Annotated in this window: 13 protein-coding genes and 1 riboswitch; of the genes, 3 read left to right on the top strand and 10 right to left on the bottom strand. The window is 68.3% G+C overall.

The annotated features are described in order from the left end of the window. The first annotated feature begins 238 nt into the window (after positions 1-238). Positions 239-1,099 (top strand): hypothetical protein, encoded by an 861-nt coding sequence (locus tag FHT98_RS13730; RefSeq protein ID WP_091857292.1) that lies wholly within the window; start codon positions 239-241, stop codon positions 1,097-1,099. 203 nt (positions 1,100-1,302) lie between these two features. Here the strand turns inward: FHT98_RS13730 and FHT98_RS13725 are convergent, their stop codons facing one another. The 10 genes from FHT98_RS13725 to FHT98_RS13680 form a co-directional block, all read right to left on the bottom strand. Further along, a complete protein-coding gene (locus tag FHT98_RS13725) occupies positions 1,303-2,043 on the bottom strand; it encodes a hydroxyethylthiazole kinase (protein WP_142114379.1) in 741 nt (246 codons plus the stop codon). Next, on the bottom strand, positions 2,040-3,917 hold the full coding sequence (gene thiC, locus FHT98_RS13720; protein WP_142114378.1) for a phosphomethylpyrimidine synthase ThiC: 1,878 nt from the start codon (positions 3,915-3,917) through the stop codon (positions 2,040-2,042). The genes FHT98_RS13725 and thiC overlap by 4 nt, the downstream gene beginning before the upstream one ends. A 79-nt stretch (positions 3,918-3,996) precedes the next feature. Further along, a riboswitch (TPP riboswitch) is annotated at positions 3,997-4,101 on the bottom strand. Positions 4,102-4,171: 70 nt separating this feature from the next. Continuing rightward, complete coding sequence (locus FHT98_RS13715) at positions 4,172-4,369, bottom strand: hypothetical protein (RefSeq protein WP_091857295.1); 198 nt, start codon at positions 4,367-4,369, stop codon at positions 4,172-4,174. A 48-nt stretch (positions 4,370-4,417) separates the two neighbouring features. Then, a complete protein-coding gene (locus FHT98_RS13710; protein ID WP_139163539.1) occupies positions 4,418-4,690 on the bottom strand; it encodes a hypothetical protein in 273 nt (90 codons plus the stop codon). 173 nt (positions 4,691-4,863) lie between these two features. Next, a complete protein-coding gene (locus FHT98_RS26745) occupies positions 4,864-5,946 on the bottom strand; it encodes an OmpA family protein (protein WP_349236269.1) in 1,083 nt (360 codons plus the stop codon). A 1,156-nt stretch (positions 5,947-7,102) separates the two neighbouring features. Next, a complete protein-coding gene (locus FHT98_RS13700) occupies positions 7,103-8,005 on the bottom strand; it encodes a polysaccharide deacetylase family protein (RefSeq protein ID WP_113586128.1) in 903 nt (300 codons plus the stop codon). Positions 8,006-8,016: 11 nt separating this feature from the next. After that, a complete protein-coding gene (locus tag FHT98_RS13695) occupies positions 8,017-9,729 on the bottom strand; it encodes a dipeptide ABC transporter ATP-binding protein (RefSeq protein ID WP_142114376.1) in 1,713 nt (570 codons plus the stop codon). Then, positions 9,726-10,604 (bottom strand): ABC transporter permease, encoded by an 879-nt coding sequence (locus FHT98_RS13690; protein ID WP_091857299.1) that lies wholly within the window; start codon positions 10,602-10,604, stop codon positions 9,726-9,728. Before FHT98_RS13690 ends, FHT98_RS13695 begins: the two co-directional genes overlap by 4 nt. Further along, on the bottom strand, positions 10,601-11,575 hold the full coding sequence (locus tag FHT98_RS13685) for an ABC transporter permease (RefSeq protein ID WP_142114375.1): 975 nt from the start codon (positions 11,573-11,575) through the stop codon (positions 10,601-10,603). Before FHT98_RS13685 ends, FHT98_RS13690 begins: the two co-directional genes overlap by 4 nt. A gap of 22 nt (positions 11,576-11,597) precedes the next feature. Next, complete coding sequence (locus tag FHT98_RS13680) at positions 11,598-12,299, bottom strand: creatininase family protein (RefSeq protein ID WP_142114374.1); 702 nt, start codon at positions 12,297-12,299, stop codon at positions 11,598-11,600. A 139-nt stretch (positions 12,300-12,438) separates the two neighbouring features. Here FHT98_RS13680 and FHT98_RS13675 point away from each other — a divergent pair, with 139 nt between their 5' ends. Both FHT98_RS13675 and FHT98_RS13670 read left to right on the top strand, forming a co-directional pair. Further along, complete coding sequence (locus FHT98_RS13675) at positions 12,439-13,005, top strand: MarR family winged helix-turn-helix transcriptional regulator (protein ID WP_142114373.1); 567 nt, start codon at positions 12,439-12,441, stop codon at positions 13,003-13,005. After that, a complete protein-coding gene (locus tag FHT98_RS13670; protein ID WP_142114372.1) occupies positions 13,002-14,594 on the top strand; it encodes an ABC transporter substrate-binding protein in 1,593 nt (530 codons plus the stop codon). The genes FHT98_RS13675 and FHT98_RS13670 overlap by 4 nt, the downstream gene beginning before the upstream one ends. Positions 14,595-14,640: the final 46 nt, after the last annotated feature.

Genomic DNA, 14,640 nt, shown 5'->3' with positions numbered 1-14,640 from the left:
AACGAAACCGGCATTCCACGTTTGACGGTGGTTAAACCGCCCCTTGGCGGCGTATATAGTGAGGGTGTTCCACCCCTTGCAAGACAGGCGAGCCGATTAAGCAACGGGGAGCACCGGCCGGGCTGCCCGCGAAACGCGCTTTCCGGCCGGGTGTGGCCTTCCCGTCCTTGTCTAACCCGGCTCGCGCCTGCATGCAGAAAGGCCGTTCAGGCTTCACTGGGCCGCCATGACTCGACCGATGCGCCTTATCCTGGCCTCGATAGCCCTCGCCACGGCCGCAACCGTGGCGCATGCGCAGCCACTGCAACTGCCCGGCGCCCAGCCGTTCAACGCGCCCGGAACCCAGCAGGCCGCGCCCTCCCGGCCCGGCGCCCCGGCAGCGCCGCGCCCACCCAGCATGCCCGCCATCAAGGTCGCCGGCGAGGATGCCATCATCGGCAAGACCCTGCACCGCCACGGCCATCACGGCGAGGCGGTGTTCTCGAAGACGGCGACGGGCTATGGCCTCAAGCTCAATCTCGACGGTTTCCAGAGCACGAACCTCGTCGAGCCCTGCGCCGTCTCCTTCGGCGACGCGCCTCTCCCCGTCACGGCGCTCGGGCGCCCGGCCGGCGTGCCGCGTTACCGGCTGGAGGCGCCGATCTGCCCGATCGTCTTCGACGTGCTCGACGGCGCCTTCCTCGTGGTCGAGCCGACGGAGCCTTGCGTCGTCCAGGCCGCGCAATGCCGGATCGACCCGCGCGGGCTGTGGGGGCCCGATGCGCGCGTGGTTTCAGGGCAGGCCAAGGAGATCGAGCGCGCGCGCGGCGTCGCCGAGCGCGCCGTGCGCGAGGGCTACCGGACGCTGACCGCCAAGTCCGACGCCATCGAGCAGCGCGTGCTCGCGCGCGAGCAGGCCGGCTTCTCGGCCGAGCGCGAGATGATCTGCCGGGATTTCCAGCGCGAGGGCCAGTTCGGCTTCTGCGGCGCGCGGGTCACCGAGGCGCGGGCCGCCTCGCTGCGCGCCCGGCTCGGCCTCAACACCGAGCCGAAGGCCGCCGCGACCAAGCCGAGGCCACGCCCGAAGCCTGCGCCGCTCTCGCTGACGCCGACGCAATAGCGCGGCAGAGCACCGCCATAGAGCGCTGTCATCCCGTGCGCGCTGCGGCATGAAATGCCGCTGCGCAGACACGGGACCGCGTGACGAGAGGGCGCCTTTCAAGCGCGCGCCCTGCCCGAGAGGGCGCCTTTTCCTGCGGACGGTCCCGCATCTGCGCAGCAGCACTCTCGTGCCGCAGCGCGTGCGGGATGACAGCGGTGGCTTCAACTCATCCGGGCCGCGAGCGAGACCTCGTCGAGCCCGGCGAGCGCATCGATCAGATGCATCGCGAAGCTGCCGGGCCCGGCGGCCCGTTCGGCCGCGATCTCGCCGGCGATACCATAGGCCGTGAGTGCCGCCGCCGCCGCGATCATCGGGTCAGGCTCGACCGCCCGGCAAGCCGCGACCAGCGCGCTCGATGCGCAGCCGAGGCCGGTGACCTTCGTCATCCACGCATGGCCATGCGCCAGCGACAGGCTCCGGCCTTCGGTCTCGATCCGGTCGACCGCGCCGGTGGTGACGCGCACGATATCCCGCTTCGGTACGAAAAGTGGCTCCAGCACGGCCATTTCGGTGGCATTGCCGCGCACCAGCACGTCGAACGATGCCAGGACGTCGCCGACCAGCCGCAATCTCAGGGGTGAGAGCTCGACGAAGACGGGGTCGAGCACCAGTGGAATGCGGTGCTCCTGAGCCACGGCCAGGAGCTTCGGGATGGCCCGCTCGCCCTCCGGGCTGATCGTGCCGAGATTGATCAGGATCGCGCCCGCGCCCGCCGCGACGGCCGCGACCTCGTCGGGGTGACCGGCCATCGAGGGCATCGCCCCGAAAGCCAGCAGCATGTTGGCGGTGACGTTCTGCGCCACCGTATTGGTCAGGCAATGGACGCGCGGGCGGCGTTCTGCCACCCGCGCGAGGATCGATGCGACGCCGGCGGCGTCGAGCTTTTCACTGAAAGCGCTCATTCTGCCGCAGGTAGATAGATGCTGCCGCCCTTGTCGAGGAATTCCTTCGACTTGGCGGCCATACCCTCGTCTGCAAGCGCCTCCAGCGCCTTGCGCTCGTTTTCACCCATGGCCAGCACCTCGGCGCGCAAATCCTGCGTGATCTTCATCGAGCAGAATTTCGGGCCGCACATCGAGCAGAAATGCGCGACCTTGTGGGCGTCCTTCGGCAGGGTCTCGTCATGGAATTCGCGCGCCGTGTCGGGGTCGAGCGCCAGGTTGAACTGGTCCTCCCAGCGGAAGTCGAAACGGGCGCGGCTGACCGCGTCGTCCCGGATCTTCGCGGCCGGATGGCCCTTGGCGAGATCGGCAGCATGGGCCGCGATCCGGTAGGTGATGACGCCGGTCTTGACGTCGTCGCGGTTCGGAAGACCCAGATGCTCCTTCGGCGTGACGTAGCAAAGCATGGCACAGCCATACCAGCCGATCATCGCCGCGCCGATGCCCGAGGTGATGTGGTCGTAGCCCGGCGCGATGTCGGTGGTCAGCGGTCCAAGCGTGTAGAACGGTGCCTCGCCGCATTCGCGCAATTGCTTGTCCATGTTCTCCTTGATCTTGTGCATCGGCACATGGCCGGGACCCTCGATCATCACCTGGCAGCCCTTGTCCCAGGCGATCTTGGTGAGTTCCCCTAGCGTCTCCAGTTCGGCGAACTGGGCGCGGTCATTGGCATCGGCGATCGAGCCGGGCCGCAGGCCGTCGCCGAGCGAGAACGAGACGTCGTAGCGGCGCATGATCTCGCAGATCTCGTCGAAGCGCTCGTAGAGGAAGCTCTCCTTGTGATGCGCCAGACACCAGCGCGCCATGATCGAGCCGCCGCGCGAGACGATGCCGGTGACCCGCGATGCAGTCAGCGGGACATAAGGCAATCTGACGCCGGCATGGATGGTGAAATAGTCGACGCCCTGCTCGGCCTGCTCGATCAGCGTGTCCTTGAACACCTCCCAGTCGAGCTTGATCGGATCGCCGCCGACCTTCTCCAGCGCCTGGTAGATCGGCACGGTGCCGATCGGGACCGGCGAATTCCTGAGGATCCAGGAGCGGATGTTGTGGATGTTGCGGCCGGTGGAGAGGTCCATCACCGTGTCGGCGCCCCAGCGGATCGCCCAGACCAGCTTCTCGACCTCCTCGGCCGCGCCGGAGGTCACGGCGGAATTGCCGATATTGGCGTTGATCTTGACCAGGAAATTCCGGCCGATCGCCATCGGCTCCAGCTCGGGGTGGTTGATATTCGCGGGGATGATCGCTCGGCCGCGCGCGATCTCGTCGCGGACGAATTCCGGCGTGACGAATTCCGGTACATTGGCGCCGAAGCTCTCGCCATCGGCATGGCGTTCGCGCGCGCCCTCCAGCATGGCGGCCCGGCCGAGATTCTCGCGATGCGCGACATAGATCATCTCGGGGGTGACGATGCCGGCCTTCGCGAACTCGTATTGCGTCGTCATCTGCCCTGGCTTCGCCTCGAGGATCGGACGCTCAGCCGGACAGGCGGGAACGAGCTGCGCTTCGCTGATATAGCCGTTATCGGCGGCCGTCACAGCGCGCCCGGGCACAGTCTGGAAGCCACGCGCATCGAGCCAGGCGCGGCGCGGCTGATTGAGGCCGGCATTGAGATCGATCTTCGCATCGGTCTCGGTGAAGGGCCCAGACGGATCGTAGAGCCGTACCGGCGGCTCGGCATCGGTCGTCAGCACGACCTCGCGGAAGGGCACGCGCATCTCGGGATGCTCGGGCGCCGCGACATAGATCTTGCGCGAGCCGATGATCGGCCCGGTCGTCACGCTCTGGGGAGCGGTCTTGACGCTGTTCTTCTGGGGTTTTGCGTGGGCATTCATAAGGGGATCTCCTCCTTGGTACAGGTCAGGAGATCCGGCGTCGAAGCGGTTCAAGCGCTGTGATGCGGGTGCAGGCCAAGGCTGCACCGCGTTCCAGTCCCTCCGCCGGTATGACCCGGATCAGGTTCGATGGGTTCAGCTTCGAAAGCCGTCTCAGCCCTTGCGGGCACCCCTCGGAACGCAGACGAGGTTAGGCGCAGCGCCGCCGCTTGGCAACGGGCTGTGCAAAGGTCTGGTCGGATAGGACGGAGGGCTCAGACAGTCAGGTCGACCAGCGTGCCCTGCCCGGCCGGCAGCGCGGCTTGCGTCTGCTCGGCGCTCTGCTGGAGCATGGCGACCAGAGCCTGATCGGCCTGCGCATTCTGCCTGAGCATCTCGACGGACAGCGCCTGCTGGGTCGAGGCGGCCTGCATCGTGACGATGCTCTGGGCAAGGGAAACGGTGTCGCTCATGGCGGGCACCCTAGCCGGGCAACCCTACCAAATCCTCAACCCGGTTGCTCAAGGTGCGATGATCGAGGGCACCGGCTTGGGCATCGGCGGATCACGCTCGGGCCGGACCTGCGCCTTGTCCTCGCCGGTACCGCGCTTTTCGTCGCGGGGCGCCACAGTGTTGGGCGTCGTCGGACGAGCCGCCTCCCCCGATCGCGGCGCCGGCGGCACGCCGGGAGCCTGCGGCCTGGCCGGAGGCGATACCGTCTGGGCCTGCACCGGCACTGCACCAGGCAGGCTGGCGGCCAGTAATCCAGCCAGAACCGGAACGAACTTTCTCATGGCGGCATCTCCCTTCGGCCTGGACCATTGCTTGTCGCATTTTCTTCACGCGAACCGGTGCCCACCTCGCTCGAAAATGCTCTGTCCTCCGCAAATGAAACAGGCGCAGGGAACGGGTGTTCCCTGCGCCTGCGGAAGAGCGGGGCTGCCTGGAAAGCCGCCCCGCCCGGGTGTCACTGGTTCTGGCCGTTGAGCAGCGGCGTGATGCGCCGGAGCGTGACGCGCCGGTTCTCGCGGGAAGCCTCCTGCGTGTTCAGCTTCAGGTACTGCTCTCCATAGCCCTGGGTCGTCAGGTTTTCCGGCGGGATCTGGAAGTCGCGCGTCAGGATCTCCGCGACCGACTGCGCCCGGCGGTCGGAGAGCGAGAGGTTGTCAATATCGGCGCCGACAGCGTCGGTGTGGCCCTCGACGAGGAAGACCTCGTTGGGCGAGCGCTGCAGCGCGCGCTTCACCGAATCCGCGATCACCGAAAGGCGGCGCGCCTGATCCTGCCCCACCTGCCAGGAGCCGGTATCGAAATTAATCGTATCGATATCGACGCTGCGCATGCGGGCGCGCAGATCCGGCGAGTAGCGGACCTCGTCCAGCGTGTAGCGGCGCGGAATCGCGGCGATCGGCGGGGCGATGATCGTCTCGTAGATCAGGTCCTCGTCGGCCTGGTCCGCATCGACGATATAGCGCTCGCGCGGGATCGGCAGCGGCGGCGGCGGCAGCACGACGACATCGTCGGCAAAGCGCCCCGGACGGTCGCGCAGCGTGTTGTCGATGATGATCACCTCGCGGTTGTCGCGGTCGATGCGGGTGCGGCGGATCAACCGGCCCTGCTCGTCCGTGACGGTGACGATCCGTGTGCCGTCGGGGCGCTCGAAGATCGTGCGGTTCTCGTCGCCACGGCGTTCGGAGCGGCCCTGCCAGCCGAGATCGCGGAAGCGCTGGTCCTCGTCGCGGCGGATGATGGCGCGGCCGTCATCGTCGCGGATGATGGTGCGGCCAGGCTCGCGGATGATGGTGAGGTCGCCCTCGCGCTGCTCCCGCCGCTCGCGACGGATGTCGTCGAAGCGCTCGGCGCCCTGCGTCGCCATGATGCCACCGATGACGCCGGCGCCGAGGCCGATCGCACCGGCCACGCCCGGCGAGATGCCGCCGCGGCGGCCCTCACGCTGGGGCGGCTGGCCGGGAGGTCCGGCTGGCGGCTGGCCCGGAGCGGCGCCCGGCTGCGCGGGAGCAGCCGTACCTGGCGCTCCCCCGGAAGGCATGCCGGGAGCCGTGCGTCCCGGCTGGACCGGCGCGGCACCGGCGGGCGGCGTCGGGACTGCGGCGCCCGGCTGTGCAGGAGCCGGAGCGCCCGGCGTCCCGGCCGGAGGTGTTCCCGGAGCCGGGCGCGACGGCCGCGTCGGGGCCGTCCCTGCAGGCGGCGTCGGAACGGTCGCATCCGGCTGGACGGGAGCACCTGGCTGCGGCGCTGCGGCCGGCGGGCGCTGCCGGTCCGGCGCAGCCGAAGGCGGAACGGCCGGGCCGCCACGCGGAACCGCAGAGGGCGGCGCGCCGGCACCGGGCTGGGACGGAGCGGCCGGCGCCGTCGCAGGCGGTGTTCCCGGCGGGCGGGGCTGGGTCGGCGCAGCCGAAGGCGGAACCGACGGACCACCACGCGGAACCGCAGAGGGCGGTGCGCCGGCACCGGGCTGGGACGGAGCGGCCGGCGCCGTCGCAGGCGGCGTTCCCGGCGGGCGGGGCTGGGTCGGCGCAGCCGAGGGCGGAACAGCCGGGCCGCCACGCGGCGCGGCTGCCGGCGGCGCGGCAGCCGGAGGTGCGGAAGGTTTGGGAGCAGCGCGCGGTGGCGTCGGCGCAGTCGGCTCGGCCGGCGGGCGTGGCGCTGTCGGGCGGGCGGCCGGGGCCTCCCGGGGAGATGGCGCGGCATTCGGCGCGGGGCGAGGCGCAGCAGGCACCTCACGCGGCATCGCCGGGCGCTCGGGCTGCGGACGCGCGGCCGGGGGCTCGGCGCGCGGCGCGGGCATGGCGGGAGGCTGCGGCCGGGGTGCCGCCGGAGCGGGCTGCATCTGCGGCGGGCGCGGCGCATGCGGCTGGGCGGGGGCGCTCGGGGCAGCAGGGCGTTCCGGGCCACGCTGACCGGGCTGTGCGCCTGGCTGTTGCGGGCGCCGCGGCCCGCGCGGATCATCCTTGTCTCCGGGACCCGGGGCCTGTGCGACCCGGTATCCGGCCTCGGCGAAGGCCTGCCCGGCTTGCGAAAGGACGAGGGCCGGCAGGACGGTCCCGACCAGCAACCAGCGTTTCGTGCGCATTTTCTTTTCCCGTCGTTCGTTTCAACGTGCAGGTATCAGGCCGCCTCCGGCCTGAACCCCCGATGAAGCGAAAACGGCAGGAATCGGGCAGCGGTTCCGCCGCCCTGCCGATTTAGATGCCCGCCTCAGCCTTCACATAGGCCGCGATCTCGGCATGGGTCGCGAACCAGCAATCGCCCTTCGCCTTGGCCAGCCGGACCAGCTCCTCGAGGATCCAGAAGCGCGAGCGATAGGTGATGACGTGCGGATGCATGGTCAGCAGGAAGAGGCCGCCATCCGCATAGGCCCCCTCGAACTCGCGGCGGAAGATGTCGAAGACCGCTTCCGGCGACGTATAGGGCCGGAGCGCCTGGAAGCGGTTCATGCTGAGATAGGGTGCGTCGTCGCGGATCCACTCGACCGGCAGTTCGACGATGCCGGTCGCCTCACCCTTCTCGACGATCTCGTAGGGATCGTCATCGGCGAAGAGCGAGCTGTCGTAGAGCAGGCCGAGCTCGCGCTCGATCGCAAGCGTCACCTCGGAAAAGTCCCAGGACGGGGTGCGCATGCCGACCGGGCGGATGCCGGTGATCTTCTCCAGCGTATCGGCCGAGCGCAGATGCAGTTCGCGCTCGTTTGCGGGCGGCACCGCCGTGTTGACCTCATGAATCCAGCCGTGAAGGCCGATCTCATGGCCGGCGCCGACGATGCGGCGCTGCTCTTCGGGATAGAGCAGGGCGGTGACGGCCGGCACGAAAAAGCTCGCCGGGATATCGTGCCGCTTCAGCAGATCGAGGATGCGCGGCACGCCGACGCGGTTGCCGTACTGGCCCCAGGAGAGCCGCCCGACCGACTTGCCGCCGTCGCGCAGTTCGTTGGTCTCGTGATCGACGTCGAAGGAGAGGGCGACGGCGCAGCGGGCGCCGTTCTTCCACCTGGCCGGCTTCAGGTTCCGGCCGGCGCGGACCTGCTCGACCTTGCCGCGCCAGACCTCTTCCGGCCATTGCCAGGGCAGGAGTTCGTTGGCGTCGGTCATGGCAGCTCTCCTCAGGTCGTAGCAGTGCCCGGCAGCACCGGCACCGCGGCAAGCAGGCGCTTGGTGTAGTCGTGCTGCGGATGGTCGTAGACCGCGCCGGCCGGGCCGCTCTCGACGATCCGGCCGCGATACATGATGGCAACGCGGTCGCAGAGATGGCGGACGACCGAGAGGTCGTGCGAAATGAAGATCAGCGTGAGATCCAGTTCCTGCCGCAGGCGGATCAGCAGGTTGATGATCTGCGCCTGGATCGAGACGTCCAGCGAGGCGACCGGCTCGTCGCAGACGACGACATCGGGCTGCATCGCGAGAGCACGGGCAATGGCGACGCGCTGGCGCTGGCCGCCCGAGAACTGATGCGGATAGCGGGCCGCGAAATCGGGATCGAGCCCGACCGCCGCCAGCCATTGCCGGACATAGGTCTTCGCCTGTGCGCGCTCGACGAGCCCGTGCGCCAACGGCCCCTCGGCGATGCTGTCGCCCACGGTCATGCGCGGGTTGAGCGAGGCGAAAGGGTCCTGGAAGATGGTCTGGACGCGGGTCGTGACCTTATGCGGGTTGTCGCCCGCGCTCATTACGGCTGAGCCGTCGATGCGGACGAGACCCTGATCCGGTGCGTAGATGCCGGCCGCGACGCGCCCGAGCGTCGACTTGCCCGAGCCGGATTCGCCGACAAGGCCGAGCGCCTCGCCGCGCTTCAGCACCAGCGTGACATCGTCGACCGCCTGCACCACGGCCGGCGCCTTGGACAGGCCCGCCTTCTGGGCCAGCTTGCGGAACAGGCCGGGCGTCTGGGTGAAGCGCTTGGCGACATGCTCGATGCGGACATAGTGCACGGCGTCGGCGACGGCAGGCGGCACCTGCCTGGCGAGGCGCGGCGGCGGCGCGACGTCGGAGCCGACACCGCCTGCCAGCAATTTTCCGGGCTCGGAACGCGAGGGCAGGGCGTCGAGCAGGGACTGCGTATAGGGGTGCTGCGGATGGGTGAGCACCGCGAGCGTCGGTCCGGCCTCGACGATCCTGCCGTGGCGCATGACGCAGACATGGTCGGCGAGCGAAGCGACGACGGCGAGGTCATGGCTGATCCAGATCAGCGCCGTGCCGAGCTCGGCGACCAGCTCCTTCATCTCGGCGAGAATCTCAGCCTGCACGGAGACGTCGAGCGCCGTGGTCGGCTCGTCGCAGATGATCAGCTTCGGCCGGTGCAGCAGGGCGATCGCGATGGCGACGCGCTGGCGCATGCCGCCGGAGAACTGGTGCGGGTAGAAATCGACCTTGGCTTCCGCGTCGGGAATGCGGACCTGCGCCAGCGCTGCAACGGCGCGGCGGCGCGCCTCGGCGCCCGAGACCGTCTCATGCGCTTCCAGGGCGAGCCGGATCTGCGTGCCGATGGTCAGCATCGGGTTCAGCGTCATCATCGGGTCCTGGAAGACCATCGAGATCTGCTTGCCGCGGATTTTTCGCAGATCCGACGGCGCCAGACCGACGAGTTCACGCCCCTCCAGCTTCACCGAGGAGCCTGCCTCGACGCGGCCCGGCTGGTCGATCAGGCCGATGATCGAGAAGCCGGTGATGCTCTTGCCCGAGCCGGACTCGCCGACGAGCCCCATCACCTCGCCGCGCTTCAGGGCGAAGGAGACGCCGTCGACCGCCTTAACCACACCGGCGCGAGTATGGAAATGGGTTGTGAGATCGGTCACTTCGAGGAGAGGCGTGTCGCTCATCGCTTCAGCCTCGGATTGACCTGGTCGCGGATGCGGTCGCCGACGAGGTTGATCGCGACGATCAGCACGATGAGAGCGATGCCGGGATAGATCGAGATCCAGTAGCGGCCCGAGAGCATGTACTGGAAGCCGTTCGCGATCAGCATGCCGAGCGAGGGCTCGGTCACCGGCAGGCCGACGCCGAGGAAGGAGAGCGTCGCCTCGAGCGCGATGGCATTGGCCACCTGCACGGTCGCGACCACGATCAAAGGCGGCAGGCAGTTCGGGAAAATGTGGCGCAGCACCACGCGCCAACCCGGCAGCGGCGTCGAGAGCACGGCCTCGACATAGTCCTTGCCGCGCTCGGCCGAGGCCGCGCCATGAGCGGTGCGGGCGAAATAGGCGTATTGCGCAGCGGCGAGCGCGACGATGAGCTGCATCTTGCCCTGACCGAGCGAGGCCGAGAGCACGAGCGCCAGCAGAATCGCCGGGAAGGCGAGCTGCAGGTCGATGACGCGCATGATGAAGGCCTCGCGGCGCCCGCCGGCATAGGCTGCGCCGATACCGAGCGAGACACCGAGTACGAAGGCGAAGGCGCCGGCGACAAGCCCCATCTGCAGGGAGATGCGCAGGCCGTAGAGGATGGCCGAGAGCAGGTCGCGCCCCTGCGCATCGGTGCCGAGCCAATGGGTGTAGCCGCCTTCGCCAACGAAACCGGGCGGGCGGCGCGCATCGGAGAGCGAGAGATTGGCGAGGTCGTAAGGGTCCTGCGGCGCGACCAGCGGCGCAAGCAAGGCGATGCCGATCATCAGGACGACGACGGCGAGCGCGATGACAGCGGTCCGGCTCTCGCGGAACTCGGCCCAGAAGCGGGCGGCGGGGGACGCGTCCTTCATCGCGCGCCTCCCTTCCGCAACCGCGGATCGAGCCCGACATAGGCGAGATCGACGAGGAAGTTGATGGTGATGAAGACGAAGGCGACGAGCATGAGATAGGCGACCATCACCGGCCGGTCGAGCGACTGGATGGAGTCGATGATCAGCTTGCCGATGCCAGGCCAGGAAAAGATGGTCTCGGTAACCACGGCGAAAGCCAGCGTCGAGCCGAATTCGAGGCCGAAGACGGTGACGAGCGGGATCGCGATCAGGCGCAGCACATGACGACGCAACACGGTCCATTCGGAGAGGCCTGCGGCGCGGGCGAATTTCACGGTGTCGGAGAGCATGGTCTCGCGCGTGCCGGCGCGGGCGAGCCGCGTCATCAAAGCAAGCTTGAAGAAAGCCAGATTCAGCGCCGGCAGCAGCAGATGGCTCAGGCCGTTCAGAGTGAGGAAGCTCCACTCGACGCCGAAGAGCGAGACCGTCTCGCCGCGCCCGCCCGCCGGAAGCCATTGCAGTTCGACGGCGAAGGCCATGATCAGCACGAGGCCGATCCAGAAGGTGGGCACGGAGAAGCCGAGGATCGAGATCGTCATGATCAGCTTGGAGGCGTAACTGTCCGGCCTGTAGCCGGCATAGATTCCAGCGGGAATGCCGATCAGCGCCGCCCCGCAGACCGCGGCCAGCGTCAATTCCAGCGTCGCCGGCAGCCGCGACAGGATCAGGTCCATCACCGGCATGCCGAAGACAAAGGAGCGGCCGAAATCGCCATGCAGCACGCGGCCGAGGAAGGTCAGGTACTGCTCCCAGAGCGGCCGGTCGAGCCCGTAATGGGCGATGGTCTGAAGGCGCAATTCCTGGCTGACATCGGGGCCGATCAGCACGTCGATCGGGTTGCCGATGGCGTAGACGCCGACGAAGACCAGCACCGACATGACGAGCATGACGACGAGCGCCTGCGCGAGCCGGCTGGCGACGTGGCCTAGCATCGGTGAAGCTTTCGGCGCGGCATCACGGCCAGTTCTCGACCATCGCGGCCCGCGTCTCCTCGACGCCGACCTGCCAAAGCCCAAGCATCTCCTCGTCCGGCCGCTGGTAGAGGCCGTGGAAATTGCCGTCGCCGAGGATCTCGCGACGCTTCGCCGGGCTCGCCGCCTGATATTCGGCCGCATTGAAGGGCGGCTTCGACGTCTCGGGCATGGCAACGCCGGCGAGCCGCGTCCAGGGGAAATTCTCCATCCAGGAGGCGTGCGAGGCGGCCGGATCGACGGCCTTCACCGCCGCCTGGAATTGCGGCGCCGCCCACCAGTTATGCAGGCGGATGCTCGCATCGGGGTGCTTGTCCAGCCATTCGGTCGAGAAGTTCAGGGCCGGCGAATTGCCGCCATGACCGTTGACGAGGACGATGCGGCGGAAGCCGGAGCGGTAGAAGCCGTCGAAGATGTCGCCCAGCAGCGCCGCATAGGTGCTCAGGCGCAGCGAGATGCTGCCGGGGAAATTCAGGAAGCCCGGCGTCAGGCCATAGGCGAGCACCGGAAAGACCGGAATGCCCAGCGGTTCGGCCGCTTCCTGCGCCACGCGCTCGGACAGGATCACATCGGTCGCGAGGCTCAAATAGGCGTGTTGCTCGACGCTGCCGAGCGGCAGCACGCAGCGGTCGTCCCGCTTGGCCTGGGCCTCGATCTGCATCCAGTTCAAATCGGCGACACGCACGGCGCGATCCTTGCTTCGCTCTGACAAGCGGTAGACAATCCCGGCAGGCGGCACGGGCTGCCCGCCACAGCCATCCTTGACTCCGGCGTCCGGGAGCGTCAAGTTCCATTTGGAACTAAATCCGCCGAGAGATTTCCTGATGCGGCGCGCGCCGACCTCTCCTTCCCGCGTCGACCCGGAGCGCGAAGCCGCGCTGGCCGATCTCGACCCGCTGACCGTGACCAAGCTCTGGGACAATCCCTGCTGGCTCTCGTTCCGGCTGAACTTCATTGCGTTCCGCTTCAACGACCCGGTCTATCGCTGGATCGAAACCCGCTACGGCCTCGTGCGCCCCGAATTCGTCGCGCTCTATGCGGTCGGGCTCAAGGAGGGCGTCGCCGCCAAGAACATCGTCGCCTCCTCCGGCCTGCCGAAGAACACGCTCTCGCGCGCCGTGCAGAAGCTGCTGCAGCGGCGCCTGCTCAAGCGCGAGACCGATCCGGCCGATCTGCGCAGCTACGTGCTCCATCTCACGCCGGCCGGCCGCAACATCTTCGACGAGACCATGGGGCCGATGATCCAGCACCAGGCGACGATGCTCGCCGGCCTCAGCGGAGACGAGCAGCGGCAGCTCTGCGTGCTGATGGACAAGCTCGTCATCGCCTCGCCCGCCTGGCCTCAGGAACTCCAGCCAGAACCACACAAAACAACAGGGGATCTCGCATGAAACTCGCGCAAAGCTTCCGCCTCGCCGCCTTCGCCGCCCTGCTCGGCGCCGCCGTCTCGACCGGCGCGCTTGCCCAGACCCTGACCATCGGCGTCCGCGCCGGCCCGGAATCGATCGACCCGCATTACACCGCGACCGGCACCCATGCCGAAGCGCTGAAGCAGGTCTTCGACACGCTGATCTGGTCCGGCGACAAGCTGCAGCTCGAGCCGCGGCTGGCGACGAGCTGGAAGGCGGTCTCGCCCGATGTCTGGGAGTTCAAGCTGCGCCCCGGCGTCAAGTTCCATGACGGCTCGGACTTCACGGCAGAGGACGTCAAGTTCTCGATCGAGCGCATCCCGGTCGTCGCCGGCCCGAACCCGACGACGATCTATGTCCGCCGCGTCAAGGAGGTGAAGATCGTCGATCCGCTGACCGTCAGGGTCGTCACCGACGGCCCTGCGCCGAACCTGCCGAACGACTTCATCCGGCTCTTCATCGTCTCGCATAAGGCGGCGGCCGGCCTGACCAAGGACAATGCCAACGAGGCCTTCAATTCCGGCAAGGCCGCGATCGGCACGGGCCCCTACAAGTTCGTCTCCTGGACGCCGAAGGACCAGCTCCTCCTCGAACGGTTCGACGGCTTCTGGGGCGAGAAGGAGCCCTGGGCCAAGGTCGTGCGCAAGGAGCTGCCGAACGACGCCGCCCGCGTCGCACAGCTCAAGGCGGGGCAGGTCGACATCATCGTGCGCGCGCCGGCCTCGGACGTGCCGACGCTGAAGCGCGACCCGAAGCTTTCCGTCGCCACGGTCGAGACCGTCTACCTCTTCAACATGGAGCTCGACCTGCGCGACAAGCCCCCGCAGATCACCGCCAAGGACGGCTCCGCCCTGCCGAAGAACCCGCTGCAGGATGTCCGGGTGCGCGAGGCAATCGATATCGCCATCAACCGGCCGGCGCTTGCCGAAATCGCCATGGAAGGGCTCGGCGCCGCGGCGAACCAGCTGGTCACCCCCACGATCGCCGGCTTCAACAAGGAGCTGCCCGCGATCAAGGCGGATACCGTCAAGGCGAAGAAACTGATGACGGATGCGGGATATCCCGACGGGTTCAAGGTCACCTTCTCCTTCACCAGCGACCGCCTGCCCGGCGACCGGCAGGTTGGCACCTCGATCGCCCAGATGCTCGCCCGCATCGGCATCGAGGTGGTGGCGAACGCCCAGCCGGCGGCCGTCTTCTTCCCGGCGCGCGCCCGTTCCGAATACTCGATGGCGATGTCGGGCTGGGGCACGCTGACCGGCGAGGCCAACTACACCCTCTCCTCGCTGGTCCACTCCAATGAGCCCGCCAAGAAGCTCGGCGCCTTCAACCTGCTCGGCTACAAGAACGCCGAGGTCGACAAGCTGATCGAGGACGCCTCGGTCGAGATGGACGAGGCGAAGCGCAACAAGATGCTGTCCGACGTCGCGGCGATCGTCGCCAAGGACCGGCCGCGCATCGCCGTCACCTCGATCGGCTCGGCCTGGGCGATGCAGAAGGACAAGGTGACGATCTCGCCGCGCGTCGACGAGGACACCCTCGCGATGGACATCAAGCCCGTTAAGAAGTAACGCGGCCGCCTTCCACGCCACGGCCGCTTGTCCGGCCGTGGCGGAT

The organism is Allobosea sp. AK1 (assembly GCF_006714945.1).
GTDB classification, from domain to species: domain Bacteria; phylum Pseudomonadota; class Alphaproteobacteria; order Rhizobiales; family Beijerinckiaceae; genus Allobosea; species Allobosea robiniae.
This window is presented reverse-complemented; position numbering and strand designations above follow the sequence as displayed.